Source organism: Serratia sp. YC16 (genome assembly GCF_009707615.1).
Taxonomy (GTDB): Bacteria; Pseudomonadota; Gammaproteobacteria; order Enterobacterales; family Enterobacteriaceae; genus Serratia; species Serratia surfactantfaciens.
The window spans coordinates 87,696-103,720 of record NZ_WLYN01000010.1; the positions used below are offsets into that span (position 1 = coordinate 87,696).

Below are 16,025 nucleotides of genomic sequence, written 5' to 3' on the forward strand. Positions count from 1 at the left end.
GGCATTGCCGATTATGCTGATGGGTAACGCAGCGATTCCAGGAGAAAATCATGCGCCCTTTCAGCCTGAAGACTATCGACCATGTGGTTCTGCGCGTGCGCGATATGCAGAAAAGCCTGCATTTTTATACCCAGATCGTTGGCTGTGATATCGCCAAACAGCGGCCGGATTTGGGGCTGATGCACCTGCGCGCCGGTGCGGCCATGATCGATCTGGTGGACATTAACGGCGTGCTGGGGAAAAAAGGCGGCACGGCGCCCGATCCTCACCGGCAAAATGTCGATCACGTCTGCCTGCGCATCGATCCTTTCAACGAGGGCGAGCTGTTGGCCTATCTGCGATCGCAGGGGATCGACGTTGATCCCGCCGAATCGCGCTATGGCGCGGAGGGAGACGGCCCGTCCATTTATTTCAGCGATCCGGACGGCAATCGCGTGGAATTGAAGGGGCCGGCGATCGGTTAGGCCCTCTGATTGTCTTCCAGGCCGGACAGCCGCTGGCGATCCGTCACCCGCAGTGACTTGTTTTTAAACTGAATCATGCCGTCCGCCGCGAGCTGCGCCAGTGCGCGGCTCAGTTGCCTGACGGAGATGCCTAATCTGCCCGCCAACAACTCCCGATTTTCGAGCTGAATCTGCACGCCTTCGTCTTTTATTTTAAATAACAGAAACTTTCGCAACTTATATTCTGCCGTTAAGCCGCCGCTCGCATGCAGCAATGAAGCGTTAAGCAGCTTGTCGCTCAGCTGCCGACACATAAAGGTGAGGAAGGCGGGATCGCGCATGGCTCGCTCTCTGATCACCTCGATGGGCAGCGTGAAGATCAGCGCGTCCGTCACCGCCTGAACGCTGCTGAACACCGACCGCTGCGCCTGGGAGAACAGCTCCAGATCGCCGATTACGGAAAAATCCGTTTCAAAGGAAAAGACGATGTGCATGCCGTTCGCGTCGTAATTCTCCACCTGCAGTTTTCCCTGTACGAGCAAATATAGGTGGCTCAAACGATCGCTTTGCGTCACCAGGTGCTCACCGGCCTCGACGCTGACCAGGCGCAAGGCGGCCAGCAACGGGGGCGAAAGCGCCGTTCGCAGATCGTGAGCGTCGATAAACGCTTCTTTTAGCTTGCTGTCACCGACAGTTTTCACGGTGATTCACTCCCGGGGCTTATCCGTTAACGTCTTGCATCCTATCTTTTCGGCTGCGCCCAGCATAGCCGGCGCGCTTCAGAACGAAAAAGGACATCTGGCCTTTTTTGCCTCGGGTCGTCTGGGTATGTTCTCCGCAGACCCCACCCAAGGAGAGTGCCATGCGACATATTCTGATAGACACCGATACCGCTTCCGACGATGCCGTCGCGCTGCTGATGGCGTTGCGCGAATCCGACGTGAAGGTGGAAGCGATCACCACCGTCGCAGGCAACTGCCCACTTGAACAATGCGTCAAAAATGCGCTCATTTGCGTGGAAAAAGCGGGAACCTATGCCCCTCCGGTCTACGCCGGCATGGCGAAACCGCTCTTCCGCACGCGCTATCACTCGCACCATATTCACGGCGAAGACGGCATGGGCGACATGGCCTTGCCGAACCCACAGCTGAGCGCAGAACCCGTTCATGCCGTAGACGCCATCATCGACTGTGCCGCACGGCTCAATGGCGAGCTGGAAATCGTCACCCTCGGGCCGCTGACCAACCTTGCGATGGCGGTGCTGAAAGCGCCCGCGCTGGCCGAACAAGTGAAAAGGGTTTATGTCATGGGCGGTTCCGGGCTGATGCCCGGCAATATCACCCCGCTGGCCGAATTTAATTTTTACGCCGACGCCGAAGCCGCGCATCTGGTGCTCACTGCCGGGCTGCCGCTCACCCTGGTCGGCTGGGAGATCGGCATGGGGGAAGCGTTTATCGACCAACGCGATATAGCTCGATTGAATGATCTCAGCGAGCTGGGGCGCTTTGCCGTGCGCTGCAACCGCACGCTGATGGCGTTTAACGCCGGGCGCACCGAGCGTATAGGGTTTGATTTACCCGATCCGACCACCATGGCGGTGGCGCTCTACCCGGACATCGTCGAGACCAGTCTGGAGGCGTATTCCTGGGTAGAATATAAAAGTGAAGGGTCTTACGGCCATTACGTCATCGATTCCACCCACCTAACCGGCAAACCGGCCAATGCGCGCGTAATTACCCGCATTAAACCCGGCCTGTTTAAAGAAAAACTGTTCTCGCTGTTATCTCACCGCGAATGAAATAGGTGGCCGCCATGACTTTCGATCCGAGCAAATTAAACAAGGTGGAATTACACGTCCATTTGGATACCTGTTTAAGCTATCACTATGTAAAGAAGGCCGACCCGCAAATAACCAGAGCGGCATTTAATCGGCAATTTATCGCGCCGAAGCGATGCGCCGATCTGGGGGACTTTTTAAGCAAGATCGCGCCGCAAATAGACCTCTTGCAGACATGCCAGGCGATAACGCTGGCCGTCGATGACTTGTTCGCGCAGCTGGCGGCGGATAACGTCATCTATGCGGAAGTGCGCTTTGCTCCGCTGCTGCATACCCGGATGGGATTAACCGGCGAATCGGTGGTCGAGACGGTGCTCGCCGCGATGCATGACGCCGCGCAAACTTACGGCATCACCGCCGGGCTGATCCTGTGCACGCTGCGGCATTTCGATGCGGCCGCCAGCCTGCAAACCGCCGGGCTCGTGGTTAACTTTCTGGGCCGTGGCGTGGTAGCGCTGGATTTGGCCGCCGACGAGGCGCGTTATCCGCTAACCCACCATGTGGCGGCCTTTCGCGCCGTGCGTGAGGCCGGTGGGAACGTCATCGCCCACGCCGGTGAGGCGAAAGGCGCAGACAGCGTGCGGGAGACGCTGGATCGGCTGCAGGTGTCGCGCATCGGCCACGGCGTCCGGAGCATCGAGGACCCCGCGCTCGTCGAGCGTCTGATAGCCACCGGCGTGCTGCTCGAGATCTGCCCCAGCTGTAACCTCACCTGCAATCTGTTCGACAGCATCGACGATCATCCGATAGACCGGCTGAAAAAGTGGGGGGTGCGGCTGAATGTGAATACCGATGCGCGCACCGTCGCCGATACCACGCTGAACAAGGAGTATCAGCTGCTGCACGACGCCTTCGGCTGGCGCGATGAAGATTTTAACCGCAGTAACAGGCAGGCGCTGGAGGCGAGTTTTCTCGACGATGACACTAAAACAAAATTAATGAATCAGCTCAATGCCGGGCCAATGTGACCCGGCGCATTTCTAGGTTGAGCGGCGTTTTAACGTTCCTGCGCCGCCAGCGCCTGGGCGCAGGCCCAGGCCGAGCTCCAGGCCCATTGGAAGTTGTAACCGCCCAGCCACCCGGTCACGTCCACCACTTCGCCGATGAAGTAGAGCCCCGGCGCCTTGTGGGCTTCCATCGTCTTGGAGGAAAGTTCGTTGGTGTCGACGCCGCCGAGCGTCACTTCCGCCGTGCGGTAGCCTTCGGTGCCGTTCGGCTGCACGCGCCAGTTCTGCAACAGATCCACCAGCGCCGCCTGCTGCGGGGCATTCAGCTGCTTCAGCGTCGCCTCCGGCAGTTGTCCCAGCGTCTGCAAGCATTCCACCAGCCGCTTCGGCAATTGCAGCGCCAGGGTATTTTTCAGGCTTTGGTTCGGGTGTTGCCGGCGTTGTTCATCGAGGAAAGCTGCCAGATCCAGCTCAGGAAGTAAGTTAACGCTCACATACTCACCAGGCTGCCAATAGCTCGACAGCTGCAGCACCGCCGGCCCGGAGAGGCCACGGTGGGTAAACAGGATGCTTTCGCGGAAACTGACGCCGTTCTCGGCGGTGATCACCGCCGGCACCGAGACGCCGGATAGCGTCTGCAAATGCTCCAACAGCGGCTTATGCAGGGTAAAAGGCACCAGCCCGGCGCGCGTCGGCAGCACTTTGAGGCCAAATTGCTCCGCCAGCTTGTAACCGAACGGCGAGGCGCCCAGTCCCGGCATGGATAATCCGCCGCTGGCCACCACAAGTGAGCAAGCACTCACTTTTTCACCATTCAGCGCCAGTTCGTAACCCTGTGCGGTTTTCTCCACGCCCAGCACTTCGCTGCGCAGGCGCATCGTCACCTGGCCCAGCTCGCACTCTTTGACCAGCAGATCCACCACCTGCTGCGCCGAGTCGTCGCAGAACAGCTGCCCCAGCGTTTTTTCATGGTAGGCGATGCCGTAGCGGTTGATCAGATCGATGAAGTCCCACTGGGTATAACGCGCCAGCGCCGACTTGCAGAAATGCGGGTTGTTCGACAGGTAGGCCGCCGGTTCGGCATACATGTTGGTAAAGTTGCAGCGCCCGCCGCCGGACATCAGGATCTTGCGGCCCGGTTTTTTGCCGTTGTCGAGCAGCAACACGCGGCAACCGAGTTGCCCCGCCTGCGCGGCGCAAAACATGCCGGCAGCGCCCGCCCCAATCACTACGACATCAAACTGTTCCACCTGAGCCTCTCTTATCAAAACCACAATCGCGACAAAAGAGCGCCATATTACGCCGTTTCGCCGCCGGTCACCGCCAAATTCACGGCGGCAGATTGTAAAGCCCCGGCGCCGTCAACGCCATAGTAAGAAAATATTACAGAGGTCAGAGGAGAATAACGCGTTGATATTTCATATTTTTGTTATAGACACGCCATCGTTTCGTCATGTCCAAATCAAAAAAACGTCATATTTTCCTTTTCCCCGGCCCCGGTTGTCACTGATAATGCGCGGCGTTCATGTCCACAAACTGGCGTAACGCTTATGCTGCATTTGTTCGCTGGCCTGGATTTCCATACCGGCCTGATGTTAATTCTCGCATTGTTGTTCGTGTTGTTTTATGAAGCCATCAACGGTTTTCATGATACGGCCAATGCGGTCGCTACAGTTATTTATACCCGCGCCATGCGCTCGCAACTTGCGGTCGTGATGGCAGGTTTGTTCAACTTTCTTGGCGTAATGCTCGGCGGTTTGAGTGTTGCTTACGCCATCGTCCACTTGTTGCCTACCGATCTGTTGTTGAACGTCAGTTCAGCACACGGATTAGCCATGGTCTTCTCCATGCTGTTGGCGGCAATCATCTGGAACCTCGGCACCTGGTATTTCGGTCTGCCGGCCTCCAGTTCCCATACGCTGATAGGCGCAATCATCGGTGTCGGTTTAACCAACGCCCTGATGACCCACACTTCGGTGGTGGATGCGCTTAACGTCCCGAAAATGATTGGCATTTTCCTTTCTCTGCTGTTCTCGCCGCTGGTCGGCATGATGGTGGCGGGAGTGATGGTGTTCGCCTTGCGCCGCTATTGGAGTGGCACCAAGAAACGCCAGCGTATCCACATGACCCCTGCGGAACGTGAAAAGGTCGACGGCAAACGCAAGCCGCCGTTCTGGACCCGTATCGCACTGATCCTGTCGGCGATTGGCGTCAGCTTCTCGCACGGCGCCAACGATGGCCAGAAAGGCATCGGCCTAATCATGCTGGTGCTGATCGGCGTGGCGCCGGCCGGCTTCGTGGTCAATATGAATGCAACCGGTTATGACATCACCCGTACGCGTGATGCCGTGACCCACCTGCAGCAATATTACCAGCAGCACGGTGACGCACTGTCGCATGCGGTGTCGTTGACGCCGCTGGTGCCAAGCCCGGATGACGAAGCCGAACCTAACAAGCCGGCCGAGTTCCACTGCGACAGTTCGCGCGCCATGCCGGCGATCGAACTGGCTCAGGGCATGCTGACCAACCTGCAAAGCTACGATCAGCTGACGGTTGAGCAGCGCAGCCACCTGCGCCGCCTGCTGATGTGCGTGACCGACACGGCGGATAAAGTCGCCAAGCTGCCGGAAACCTCATCTGCCGACCAGCGCTTCCTGAAGAACCTGCGTCAGGATTTGCTGCAGACCGTCGAGTATGCGCCGATGTGGATCATCGTCGCCGTCGCGCTGGCGCTGTCGCTCGGTACCATGGTGGGCTGGAAACGCGTGGCTACTACCATCGGCGAGAAGATCGGTAAGAAAGGCATGACCTACGCCCAGGGCGTGTCGGCCCAGATGACCGCGGCGCTGTCGATCGGCGTAGCGAGCTATACCGGCATGCCGGTCTCCACCACCCACGTGCTCTCTTCGGCGGTTGCCGGGACGATGATCGTGGACGGCGGCGGCGTGCAGAGCAAAACCGTGAAAAACATCCTGTTGGCCTGGGTACTGACCCTGCCAATCTCGATTCTGCTTTCCGGTGCGTTGTATTGGGTGGCGCTGAAGCTGATCTAACCGATAGCATCATGAGAAAGGCGGCCGAATGGCCGCCTTTTTTTTGCCTGCATCAAAGGAAACGGACAGACATCAATGCCAGATCATCAGCCCTATCAGGCTGATGACCACCAGGCCGCACAGAGCCGAAGTCAGCATAAACTGCCCGCGCACCCGCTCGCAGCGGCGAATAAACTCCGGATCGTGGTGCTCGACATAGCGCTGCGCAAAGATATAGCGCACCAGCCTCAGCTGCTTGCTGGGTTGCCCGTGGGCGGTGAAGAAACCGCCGCCGTCGACGTATTGGTACAGCAACGGGTCACAGCCGCGCAATACCACCAGCAGCGCGCGCAGAGAAGAGTAATACCGCACCATGTTTACCACACACACCACACATAAGGCCCAAAACAGCGCGACGGTACTGATCATGATTACCCCCTCAAGGCGTTGTTATCCACGGCCATCCGCCGGGTCCAACCGCCCTACCTCATTACCCGATACTCTGCTGGAGCTTACCGCTCTCATCCCCTTTTTTTGCCTGCACGGGCCACGCCCATAACCCACCGCCTCCGAAGACGTTGCCGCACCGCACAGAGAAACTTGCACAGCGTGGTTCTACTCAGAGGGGAAATGATGAGGCCCATATCCATCATTGTAGGTTAATGAAACGCAAACTGGCCTGATCAGTGGATAAAATTTACCGCCGTGCGCCGAAAGCCCCCCGCCGGGGCGAGATAGCGAGTTGTCGCCGGCCGATAATTAGTCGGTTTTTCTGGATAGTCTATCCCGCCGCACGCCGCTGATCTTTCCCCCGGCGCTGGCTAGACTCAGGTTTCCGTTACGTTCATCCAAGGAAACTGTTATGGCAAACCATTCAATCAAGGGAAAAACCGTTCTGATCGCTGGCGGCGCCAAAAATCTCGGCGGGCTGATCGCTCGCGATTTGGCTGAACAAGGCGCCAAAGCGGTGGTGATCCACTACAACAGCGCCGCTTCCAAAGCCGAGGCGGAGAAAACCGTCGCCGCCATTCAGGCCGCCGGGGCGCAAGGCGTCGCGCTGCAGGCCGATCTGACCAGCGCGGGCGCGGTCGAGAAGCTGTTCGCCGATGCGATCGCCGCCGTCGGCAAGCCGGATATCGCCATCAATACCGTCGGCAAAGTGCTGAAAAAACCGATGGTCGACATCAGCGAAGCCGAGTATGACGAGATGACGGCGGTCAACGCCAAAACTGCGTTCTTCTTCCTGAAAGAGGCGGGCAAGCACCTCAACGACAACGGTAAAATCTGCACGCTGGTCACCTCGCTGCTCGGCGCCTTCACGCCGTTCTACGCCGCTTACGCCGGCACCAAGGCGCCGGTGGAGCATTTCACCCGCGCCGCCGCCAAGGAGTTCGGCGAACGCGGCATCTCCGTGACCGCGGTCGGCCCCGGCCCGATGGATACGCCATTCTTCTACCCGGCGGAAGGCGCGGACGCCGTGGCCTACCACAAAACGGCGGCGGCGCTGTCGCCGTTCAGCAAAACCGGCCTGACCGATATCGAAGACGTGGTGCCGTTCATCCGCCATCTGGTCAGCGACGGCTGGTGGGTAACCGGCCAAACCATCCTGATCAACGGCGGCTACACCACCAAATAATCCCGGCGGGGGCAAATATCGCCCCCGCACCTGCTCGCGCGCAACCGCGCCATGCGGCTACACTTTCTGTCGGGAACGGCGCCAAGGAACAGCAGGTCAACGAGATGGACAGATTCAATCAATACCGCGTATTCGTGCAGGTGGCGGAAATGGGCAGCTTTATCCGGGCGGCCCATGCGCTGGAGGTGCCGCGCGCCTCGGTGTCCGCCGCCGTGCAACAACTGGAAACGCAGCTGGGCGTGCGCCTGCTGCACCGCACCACGCGGCAGGTGCGGCTGACCGCCGACGGCGAGCAGCTGCTCGAACGACTGCGCCCGCTGCTGGCCGAAGTGGAAGACATCGATCAGTCGTTTCAGGCCAGCCAGCGCCAGGCCTCCGGGCGGCTCAGCGTCGACGTGCCGAGCCGCATCGCCCGCCGGCTGATCGCCCCGGCGCTGCCCGGCCTGCTGCGGCGCCATCCTCACCTGCAGCTGATGCTCGGCTCCGCCGATCGCGCCATCGATCTGGTGCAGGAAGGGGTCGACTGCGCGGTGCGCGTCGGCGATCTCCACGACAGCAGCCTGGTGATGCGCCCGCTCGGCCGGATCGCGCAGATCAACTGCGCCAGCCCCGCCTACCTGAGCGAATTTGGTTACCCGCAGCAACCCGGCGATCTCGCGCCAGGACACTGGAGCATCGGCTACGCCTCCCCCAAAACCGGCCGCGAATCCCCCTGGGAATACCTGACCGACGACGGCCACACGCAGCGGCTCGAACTGCCCAGCCGGGTGGTAGTCAACAACGCCGAAAGCTATATCGCCTGCTGCCGTGCCGGGCTGGGGTTGATGCAAATCCCGCGTTACGACGTGCAGCATCTGCTCGACGCCGGCGAACTGGTGGAAGTGATGCCCGATTACCGCCCCGCCTCCATGCCGATCGCGCTGATCTATCCCCATCGCCGCCAGCGTTCGCGCCGCCTGGCGGTGTTTCACGAGTGGTTTGAAAGCCTGCTGCAGCCGCATCTGGAACGCTGATTGCACATTTAGCGCTATACTTTGTTTAATAACGCTTATAATTCAAGCGGTCAGACCGTCAGCATTCGCATAACCCATAGGCTTTTACGCCGCGCGGGTGTACAACGAAAGGTATCGGGCGGAGAGCGTTTCGATGCGGCGCAGTGTGATCGCCCCAACATATCATTGCGTTATCCGAATGATACTATGGAACCAAAAGCGCCAGGCGGGTACATGGAACGCCTGCTAACCCTTTTTAATCGGCATGTTTATGGAAGGAGTATTCTTATGGCTTACAAACACATATTGATCGCGGTAGACCTATCCCCGGAAAGCAAGATCCTGGTAGAGAAAGCCGTCTCTATGGCGCGGCCGTACAACGCTAAAGTTTCTCTGATCCACGTCGATGTCAACTATTCCGATCTCTATACTGGCCTGATCGACGTCAACCTCGGCGACATGCAAAAACGCATCTCCGAGGAAACCCATCAGGCGCTGACCGAGCTGTCGCAGAACGCCGGCTACCCGATCAGCGAGACCCTGAGCGGCAGCGGCGATCTGGCGCAGGTGCTGGTGGACGCCATCAAGAAATACGATATGGACCTGGTGCTGTGCGGCCACCACCAGGACTTCTGGAGCAAGCTGATGTCTTCCGCGCGCCAGCTGATCAATACCGTGCACATCGACATGCTGATCGTGCCGCTGCGCGATGAAGAAGACGAGTAAAAAGTAAGCGCCCGCTAACCAAGCTGCCCAACGCCCGCGCCATGCGGGCGTTTTTCATGCCGTCACACCGATTAATCGCTTGATAATCAACCGCCCTCCGATGATATAGTCGCTAAAGACACAACATCCTCCCCCCGAGCATCGCCTAAACCCATTTCTATAAAAAACAGCGGGGGAACATTTAATGCTAAAAGGAGTTATCCATGGAATATGCCGCATCGGTAGAGTCTTTCCTGTCCTCGTTACAGCGCCATAACCCCCACCAGCCGGAATATCTGCAGGCGGTGCGCGAAGTGTTCACTTCGCTGTGGCCGTTTATCGAACGCAACCCGCGCTATCGCGAACAGGCGCTGCTGGAGCGCCTGGTAGAGCCCGAGCGCGTCATTCAGTTCCGCGTCAGCTGGGTGGACGATCGCGGCCAGGTGCAGGTCAACCGCGCCTTCCGCGTCCAGTTCAACTCGGCCATCGGCCCTTACAAGGGCGGCATGCGCTTCCACCCGTCGGTAAACCTGTCGATCCTGAAGTTTCTCGGCTTTGAGCAGACCTTCAAGAATGCGCTGACCACCTTGCCGATGGGCGGCGGCAAAGGCGGCTCCGATTTCGATCCCAAGGGCAAAAGCCAGGGCGAGATCATGCGCTTCTGCCAGGCGCTGATGACCGAACTGTATCGCCATCTGGGACCGGACACCGACGTGCCGGCCGGCGACATCGGCGTAGGCGGCCGTGAAGTCGGCTTTATGACCGGCATGATGAAGAAGCTGTCCAACAATACCGCCTGCGTGTTTACCGGCAAGGGCCTCTCTTTCGGCGGCAGCCTGATCCGCCCCGAGGCGACCGGCTATGGCCTGGTGTACTTCACCGACGCCATGCTGCAACGCCACGGCCTGGGCTTTGAAGGCATGCGGGTGGCGGTATCCGGCTCCGGCAACGTGGCGCAGTACACCATCGAAAAAGCGCTGGAGCTGGACGCGCGCGTGATCACCGTATCGGATTCCGGCGGCACCCTGGTGGACGAAGATGGTTTCACCACCGAGAAGCTGGCGCACCTGGCGGAGATCAAAAACCAGCGTTACGGCCGAGTGGCGGATTACGCTCGCGAGCGCGGCCTGACCTATCTGGCGGGCCAGCAGCCGTGGAACGTGCCGGTGGATATCGCCCTGCCGTGCGCCACTCAGAACGAGCTGGATCTCGACGCGGCGCAGACGCTGATCCGCAACGGGGTGAAAGCGGTGGCGGAAGGCGCCAACATGCCGACCACCATCCAGGCCACCGACGCCTTCCTCGACGCCGGGGTGCTGTTCGCGCCGGGCAAGGCGGCCAACGCCGGCGGCGTGGCCACCTCAGGGCTGGAGATGGCGCAAAACGCCGCGCGCATCGGCTGGCGGGCGGAGAAAGTGGATGTACGTTTACAACATATCATGGCGGATATTCACCACGCCTGCGTGGAATACGGCGGCGAAGGCAAGCAAACTCACTACGTACACGGCGCGAATATCGCCGGTTTCGTCAAGGTCGCCGACGCCATGCTGGCGCAGGGCGTGCTGTAATCGCCGCAAAGGTGATCTTGTTCACACATCGATTAAATGCTTCAATGCCGGCCTCTGCGCCGGCATTTTTTTCCGCCCTCACGCCGTCAAAATGATCTCAATTTGTTAATCTTAAGTTATCAAATGGTTTCAAACTACCATTTAATCGGTAGTAAATTTACCACTGCCAAATAATTAAACATTTATTTAACAACAAACCCGTCAATATTTTACTTAAATGTGCGCAGATCACATTTTATTAACTTCAGCTACGCCCCCTCTTCCATTCCTTTGTAATCTGCAGCGGTGGAAAAACCGCCACCCCTACAGATAAAAAAAGGTACAGCTAATGAAATTTAACCTCGCATTATTAAATGCATGTGTGGTTTCTGCGTGCATGTTATCGACAACACCTGTGTTCGCCGCTGATAAATATGAGATCGCCGTGGTCGCCAAAGTGACCGGCATTCCGTGGTTCAACCGCATGGAAACGGGCGTTAACGAGGCGGCGAAAAAACTCGACGTCAACGCCTATCAGACCGGCCCTGCTACGCCGGATCCGGCCGCGCAGGTCAAGGTGATTGAGGATCTGATCGCCAAGAACGTCAACGCCATCATCGTGGTGCCGAACGACGCCAAGGTGCTGGAGCCGGTGCTGAAAAAGGCACGCGACAAAGGCATCGTGGTGCTGACCCATGAATCCCCGGACCAGCAGATCGGCCAGTGGGACATCGAGACCATCGACAGCGAGAAATACGCGCAGGCCAACGTCGATGAGCTGGCGAAAGACATGGGCGGCAAAGGCGGTTACGCGATCTACGTCGGTTCGCTGACCGTACCGCTGCACAACGCCTGGGCCGATTCCGCCATCAAATACCAGAAAGAAAAATACCCGGACATGTTTGAAGTCACCTCGCGGTTGCCGGTGGCGGAAAGCATCGACAAATCCTACGCCACCACGCTGGATCTGATGAAAACCTATCCGCAGATGAAGGGCATCATCGGCTTCGGCTCGCTCGGCCCAATCGGTGCCGGCCAGGCGGTGGCCAAGAAGCGCGCCAAGGACAAAATCGCGGTGGTGGGCATCGCCATGCCGGCGCAGGCCGCCCCTTACCTGATGCGCGGCGACATCAAGAAAGCGCTGCTGTGGGATCCGAAAGATGCCGGTTATGCGCTGGTCACGGTGGCCGATCAGCTGCTGCAGGGCAAGGAAGTGAACAAAGATCTGTCGATCGAGGGGCTGGGCAAGGCCGACGTCGATATGGAGCACAAAGTGATTCGGTTTAACAAGATTTTGGAAGTCACCAAAGACAACGCCCAATCGCTCGGATTCTGATTTTTCGCGTAATTTCGCCACACCGGGAAAGTAGTTAAACCCTCGTAGGGGCGCAGCTTTGCTGCGCCCAGGGCTTCGGCCGCTACGCAAGCACAGGTTAACGTTATGACAACCTCCCCCGCATTTATCACCCTGGAGAATATCAGCAAGCGATTCCCAGGCGTGCTGGCATTAGACCAGATCAACCTGACGCTGAATAAAGGCGAAGTGCACTGCCTGGCCGGGCAAAACGGCTGCGGCAAAAGCACCATTATTAAAATCATCTCCGGCGTCTATCAGCCGGAAAAAGGCGCCAATATTTCGCTGGAAGGCAAACTTTTCCACGCCCTGACGCCGCAGCTGTCCGGTTATTACGGCATACAGGTGATCTATCAGGACCTGTCGCTGTTCCCTAACCTGACGGTGGCGGAAAACATCGCCATCCACAGCTACCTGCCCGGCGGCCGCTTCTGGGTACGCCAGCGATTGATGCGCCAGACGGCGCTGGACGCCATGGCGCGGGTCGGCGTGCGTATCGACCCCGATAAAAAAGTGGAAAAACTGTCGATCGCCGATCGGCAGCTGGTAGCGATTTGTCGCGCCATCGCCGCCGAGGCGCGGTTGGTGATCATGGATGAACCGACCGCCTCGCTGACCCGCCAGGAGGTCGACGGCCTGCTGCGGGTGGTCAACGAGCTGAAGGCCGCCGGCATCTGCGTGGTGTTCGTCAGCCACCGATTGGATGAAGTGATGGAAGTCGCCGACCGCATCAGCGTGATGCGCGACGGCAAGCTGGTGGGTACCTGGCCGGCCAGCGAACTGGACAGCCATGAACTGGCGTTCCTGATGACCGGCCAACGCTTCCACTACAGCCCGCTGCCGCCGCTGCCGTCAACCGAACAGGCACCGCTGCTCGAAGTGCGCAACCTCAGCCGCGGCGAGAAATACCGCAACGTCAATCTGGCGCTGCGCGGCGGCGAGATCGTCTCGATCGTCGGCCTGCTCGGCGCCGGCCGCACCGAACTGTGCCTCAGCCTGTTCGGCATGACGCGGCCGGACAGCGGCGAGATCCGCATCGAGGGCCGGGCGGTACAGTTGCACAACAACCGCGAAGCGGTGCGCCACGGCATCGGTTATGTGTCGGAGGATCGTCTGACGCAGGGGCTGATCATGGATCAATCGATCTACGACAACACCATCGTCACCGTCTTCGATCGGCTGCATACCTCGCTTGGATTGCTGGATCACGCCAAAGCGACCGAGCTGGTCAACCGGCTGATCCGCGATTTGAACATCAAGGTGTCCGACAGCGCATTGCCGGTGAAGACCCTGTCCGGCGGCAACGCCCAGCGCATCGCCATCGCCAAATGGGTAGCGACTCAGCCGAAGATCCTGATCCTCGACTCGCCTACCGTCGGCGTAGACATCGCCAACAAAGAGGGGATCTACCAGATCGCCCGCGATCTGGCGCAGCTGGGTATGGCGGTGCTGATGATCTGCGACGAGATCCCGGAAGCCTATTACAACAGCCATCGGGTGATGGTGATGCGCAAGGGCGAGCTGATCGCCGAATTCGCGCCGCACCAGAGTACCGAACAACAGATCGCCGAGGTGGTGAATGGATAAGTCATTATTGGCCCGCCTGGCCGGGCGGCACGAGTTTTATCTCGGCCTGCTGGTGCTGCTGCTGGCGATCGGCCTGAGCGCCGGCACCGACGAGTTTCTGACGCTCGGCAACCTGACCGACGTCGCCACCAGCTACGCCATTCTCGGCATCCTGGCCTGCGGCCTGTTCGTGGTGCTGATCGCCGGCGGCATCGACATTTCGTTCCCGGCCATCACCGCCATCGCCCAATATGTGATGGCCAGCTGGGTGATCCAGCACGGCGGCAGCTTCCCGCTGGCGTTCGTCCTGGCTGCCGGCGTCGGCCTGCTGCTCGGGCTGGTGAACGGTTTTCTGGTGTACTGGCTGAAAGTGCCGGCGATCATCATCACCATCGCCACCCTCAACCTGTTCTACGGCCTGCTGGTGTACGCCACCAACGGCACCTGGCTGTACGGCTTCCCGGACTGGTTCATGAACGGCATCAACTGGTTCTCGTTCCAGGGCGCCGACGGCTACGACTACGGCCTGACCCTGCCGCTGCTGTGCCTGCTGGCGACCATCGTCGTCACCGGCGTGCTGATGAACCGTACCCGGCTGGGGCGCCAGATCTACGCCATGGGCGGCAACCGCGACGCGGCGTCGCGCCTGGGGCTCAACCTGCTGCGGTTGCACTTCTGCGTCTACGGTTACATGGGCATCCTGGCCGGCGTCGCAGCGGTGGTGCAGGCGCAGATCACCCAATCGGTGGCGCCCAACTCGCTGCTCGGCTTCGAGCTGACGGTATTGGCGGCGGTGGTGCTGGGCGGCACCAGCATGAGCGGCGGCCGCGGGTCGTTGACCGGCACCCTGCTCGGCGTGGTACTGCTGGCCTTCCTGCAAAACGGGCTGACGCTGCTCAGCGTCTCGGCCTATTGGCACCAGGTATTCAGCGGCGCGATCATTTTGATCAGCATCAGCACCACCGCCTGGAACGAAAAACGCAAGCTGCTCAAGGAGATCTGACATGACGCAGTTAACTCGGTTGATCCCAAGCGATCGAATCATTCGCCTGCAGGGCGCGATCATCATCGCGGTGGCGCTGCTGTTCGCCGGGCTGCTCGGATCGCGCTTCTTCAGCCTCGGCAACTTCCAGTCGATCGCTTCGCAACTGCCGATCCTCGGCCTGCTGGCGCTCGGCATGGGCATCACCATGCTGACCGGCGGCATCAACCTGTCGATCATCGCCGGCGCCAACGCCTGTTCGCTGGTGATGGCGGCGATCATCGTCAGCCATCCCGACCAGCCGCTGTTCCTGGTGCTGGCGCTGTTGGCCGGCCTGCTGGTGGCGGTGGCGATCGGCGCGCTCAACGGCGCGCTGGTGGCCTGGATCGGCGTGTCGCCGATCCTCGCCTCGCTCGGCACCATGACCCTGATCACCGGCCTGAATATCCTGCTGACCAACGGCGCCGTGATCTCCGGCTTCCCGGCGACGATTCAATTTCTCGGCAATGGCGCCGTGCTCGGCGTGCCGGTGGCGCTGATCCTGTTCCTGCTGGTGGCGATCGGTCTGTGGCTGCTGCTGGAGCACACCACGCTGGGCCGCAGCCTGTACCTGCTCGGTTCCAACGAGCAGGCCACCCGTTTTAGCGGCGTGAACACCGCGCGGGTGCAGATCGCGGTGTATATCCTGTCGGCGCTGCTCGGCTGGGGCGCCGCGCTACTGATGATGGCCAAGTTCAACTCGGCCAAGGCCGGCTACGGCGAATCTTATCTGCTGGTGACCATTCTGGCCTCGGTGCTGGGCGGCATTAACCCGGACGGCGGTTTCGGCCGCATTCTGGGTCTGGTGCTGGCGCTGATCGTGCTGCAAATGTTGGAAAGCGGCCTCAATTTGCTAGGGGTCAGCAGCTACCTGACCATGGCTCTGTGGGGCGGCGTGCTGATCCTGTTTATCGCGTTACAGAATCGAAAAGCTTAGGAGAAAAC

15 protein-coding genes are annotated in these 16,025 nt (G+C 59.7%); 12 read left to right on the top strand and 3 right to left on the bottom strand.

Features of this window, described 5'->3' with window-relative positions; all coding sequences use genetic code 11:
* The first annotated feature begins 50 nt into the window (after positions 1-50).
* On the top strand, positions 51-464 hold the full coding sequence (locus tag GKN89_RS20690; RefSeq protein WP_154747661.1) for a VOC family protein: 414 nt from the start codon (positions 51-53) through the stop codon (positions 462-464).
* Here the strand turns inward: GKN89_RS20690 and GKN89_RS20695 are convergent.
* Positions 461-1,066: a Crp/Fnr family transcriptional regulator gene (locus tag GKN89_RS20695; protein ID WP_230329017.1), complete on the bottom strand. Its 606-nt coding sequence runs from the start codon at positions 1,064-1,066 to the stop codon at positions 461-463. The two genes, GKN89_RS20690 and GKN89_RS20695, sit on opposite strands and share 4 nt — an antisense overlap.
* Positions 1,067-1,305: 239 nt before the next feature.
* Here GKN89_RS20695 and GKN89_RS20700 point away from each other — a divergent pair, with 239 nt between their 5' ends.
* Together GKN89_RS20700 and add are read left to right on the top strand one after the other, a co-directional pair.
* Entirely contained in the window at positions 1,306-2,241 is a 936-nt protein-coding gene (locus tag GKN89_RS20700) for a nucleoside hydrolase (protein ID WP_154747662.1), read from the top strand.
* Positions 2,242-2,255: 14 nt separating this feature from the next.
* Positions 2,256-3,248 (top strand): adenosine deaminase, encoded by a 993-nt coding sequence (gene add / locus GKN89_RS20705; RefSeq protein ID WP_154747663.1) that lies wholly within the window; start codon positions 2,256-2,258, stop codon positions 3,246-3,248.
* A 29-nt stretch (positions 3,249-3,277) separates the two neighbouring features.
* Here the strand turns inward: add and GKN89_RS20710 are convergent, their stop codons facing one another.
* The gene (locus tag GKN89_RS20710) at positions 3,278-4,477 is read right to left on the bottom strand and encodes an NAD(P)/FAD-dependent oxidoreductase (protein WP_198637099.1); all 1,200 of its coding nucleotides are present in this window, start codon (positions 4,475-4,477) and stop codon (positions 3,278-3,280) included.
* 300 nt (positions 4,478-4,777) lie between these two features.
* Between GKN89_RS20710 and pitA the strand changes: the two genes are divergently transcribed.
* On the top strand, positions 4,778-6,280 hold the full coding sequence (gene pitA, locus GKN89_RS20715) for an inorganic phosphate transporter PitA (RefSeq protein WP_019455229.1): 1,503 nt from the start codon (positions 4,778-4,780) through the stop codon (positions 6,278-6,280).
* A 72-nt stretch (positions 6,281-6,352) separates the two neighbouring features.
* On the opposite strand, the gene uspB is transcribed toward pitA, so the two are convergent.
* Entirely contained in the window at positions 6,353-6,688 is a 336-nt protein-coding gene (gene uspB, locus GKN89_RS20720; protein ID WP_019455230.1) for a universal stress protein UspB, read from the bottom strand.
* A gap of 433 nt (positions 6,689-7,121) precedes the next feature.
* Between uspB and GKN89_RS20725 the strand changes: the two genes are divergently transcribed.
* The 8 genes from GKN89_RS20725 to GKN89_RS20760 all read left to right on the top strand — a co-directional run bounded on the left by GKN89_RS20725 (position 7,122) and on the right by GKN89_RS20760 (position 16,017).
* Positions 7,122-7,895, top strand: a complete 774-nt coding sequence (locus GKN89_RS20725) for an SDR family oxidoreductase (RefSeq protein WP_019455231.1) — start codon at positions 7,122-7,124, stop codon at positions 7,893-7,895.
* A 104-nt stretch (positions 7,896-7,999) separates the two neighbouring features.
* On the top strand, positions 8,000-8,908 hold the full coding sequence (locus GKN89_RS20730; protein WP_019455232.1) for a LysR family transcriptional regulator: 909 nt from the start codon (positions 8,000-8,002) through the stop codon (positions 8,906-8,908).
* A 267-nt stretch (positions 8,909-9,175) separates the two neighbouring features.
* Positions 9,176-9,613 carry a universal stress protein UspA gene (gene uspA / locus GKN89_RS20735; RefSeq protein ID WP_019455233.1) on the top strand — a complete coding sequence of 146 codons (438 nt, stop codon included), beginning with the start codon at positions 9,176-9,178 and terminating at the stop codon, positions 9,611-9,613.
* A gap of 203 nt (positions 9,614-9,816) precedes the next feature.
* Positions 9,817-11,160 carry an NADP-specific glutamate dehydrogenase gene (gene gdhA, locus GKN89_RS20740; protein ID WP_019455234.1) on the top strand — a complete coding sequence of 448 codons (1,344 nt, stop codon included), beginning with the start codon at positions 9,817-9,819 and terminating at the stop codon, positions 11,158-11,160.
* A gap of 328 nt (positions 11,161-11,488) precedes the next feature.
* Positions 11,489-12,475 carry an autoinducer 2 ABC transporter substrate-binding protein gene (locus GKN89_RS20745; protein ID WP_025159885.1) on the top strand — a complete coding sequence of 329 codons (987 nt, stop codon included), beginning with the start codon at positions 11,489-11,491 and terminating at the stop codon, positions 12,473-12,475.
* A 105-nt stretch (positions 12,476-12,580) separates the two neighbouring features.
* Positions 12,581-14,080: a sugar ABC transporter ATP-binding protein gene (locus GKN89_RS20750; protein WP_025159884.1), complete on the top strand. Its 1,500-nt coding sequence runs from the start codon at positions 12,581-12,583 to the stop codon at positions 14,078-14,080.
* Entirely contained in the window at positions 14,073-15,062 is a 990-nt protein-coding gene (locus GKN89_RS20755; RefSeq protein WP_154747664.1) for an ABC transporter permease, read from the top strand. The genes GKN89_RS20750 and GKN89_RS20755 overlap by 8 nt, the downstream gene beginning before the upstream one ends.
* Position 15,063: 1 nt before the next feature.
* On the top strand, positions 15,064-16,017 hold the full coding sequence (locus GKN89_RS20760; RefSeq protein WP_019455238.1) for an ABC transporter permease: 954 nt from the start codon (positions 15,064-15,066) through the stop codon (positions 16,015-16,017).
* The last annotated feature ends 8 nt before the right edge of the window (positions 16,018-16,025 follow it).

Excerpts from the sequence above, each read along its gene's own strand:
- GKN89_RS20690 (WP_154747661.1), top strand. The coding sequence starts at position 51 with ATGCGCCCTTTCAGCCTGAAGACTATCGACCATGTGGTTCTGCGCGTG.
- pitA (WP_019455229.1), top strand. The coding sequence starts at position 4,778 with ATGCTGCATTTGTTCGCTGGCCTGGATTTCCATACCGGCCTGATGTTA.
- uspA (WP_019455233.1), top strand. The coding sequence starts at position 9,176 with ATGGCTTACAAACACATATTGATCGCGGTAGACCTATCCCCGGAAAGC.
- GKN89_RS20730 (WP_019455232.1), top strand. The coding sequence starts at position 8,000 with ATGGACAGATTCAATCAATACCGCGTATTCGTGCAGGTGGCGGAAATG.
- GKN89_RS20700 (WP_154747662.1), top strand. The coding sequence starts at position 1,306 with ATGCGACATATTCTGATAGACACCGATACCGCTTCCGACGATGCCGTC.
- GKN89_RS20725 (WP_019455231.1), top strand. The coding sequence starts at position 7,122 with ATGGCAAACCATTCAATCAAGGGAAAAACCGTTCTGATCGCTGGCGGC.
- GKN89_RS20745 (WP_025159885.1), top strand. The coding sequence starts at position 11,489 with ATGAAATTTAACCTCGCATTATTAAATGCATGTGTGGTTTCTGCGTGC.
- GKN89_RS20760 (WP_019455238.1), top strand. The coding sequence starts at position 15,064 with ATGACGCAGTTAACTCGGTTGATCCCAAGCGATCGAATCATTCGCCTG.
- add (WP_154747663.1), top strand. The coding sequence starts at position 2,256 with ATGACTTTCGATCCGAGCAAATTAAACAAGGTGGAATTACACGTCCAT.
- uspB (WP_019455230.1), bottom strand. The coding sequence starts at position 6,688 with ATGATCAGTACCGTCGCGCTGTTTTGGGCCTTATGTGTGGTGTGTGTG.
- gdhA (WP_019455234.1), top strand. The coding sequence starts at position 9,817 with ATGGAATATGCCGCATCGGTAGAGTCTTTCCTGTCCTCGTTACAGCGC.
- GKN89_RS20755 (WP_154747664.1), top strand. The coding sequence starts at position 14,073 with ATGGATAAGTCATTATTGGCCCGCCTGGCCGGGCGGCACGAGTTTTAT.
- GKN89_RS20750 (WP_025159884.1), top strand. The coding sequence starts at position 12,581 with ATGACAACCTCCCCCGCATTTATCACCCTGGAGAATATCAGCAAGCGA.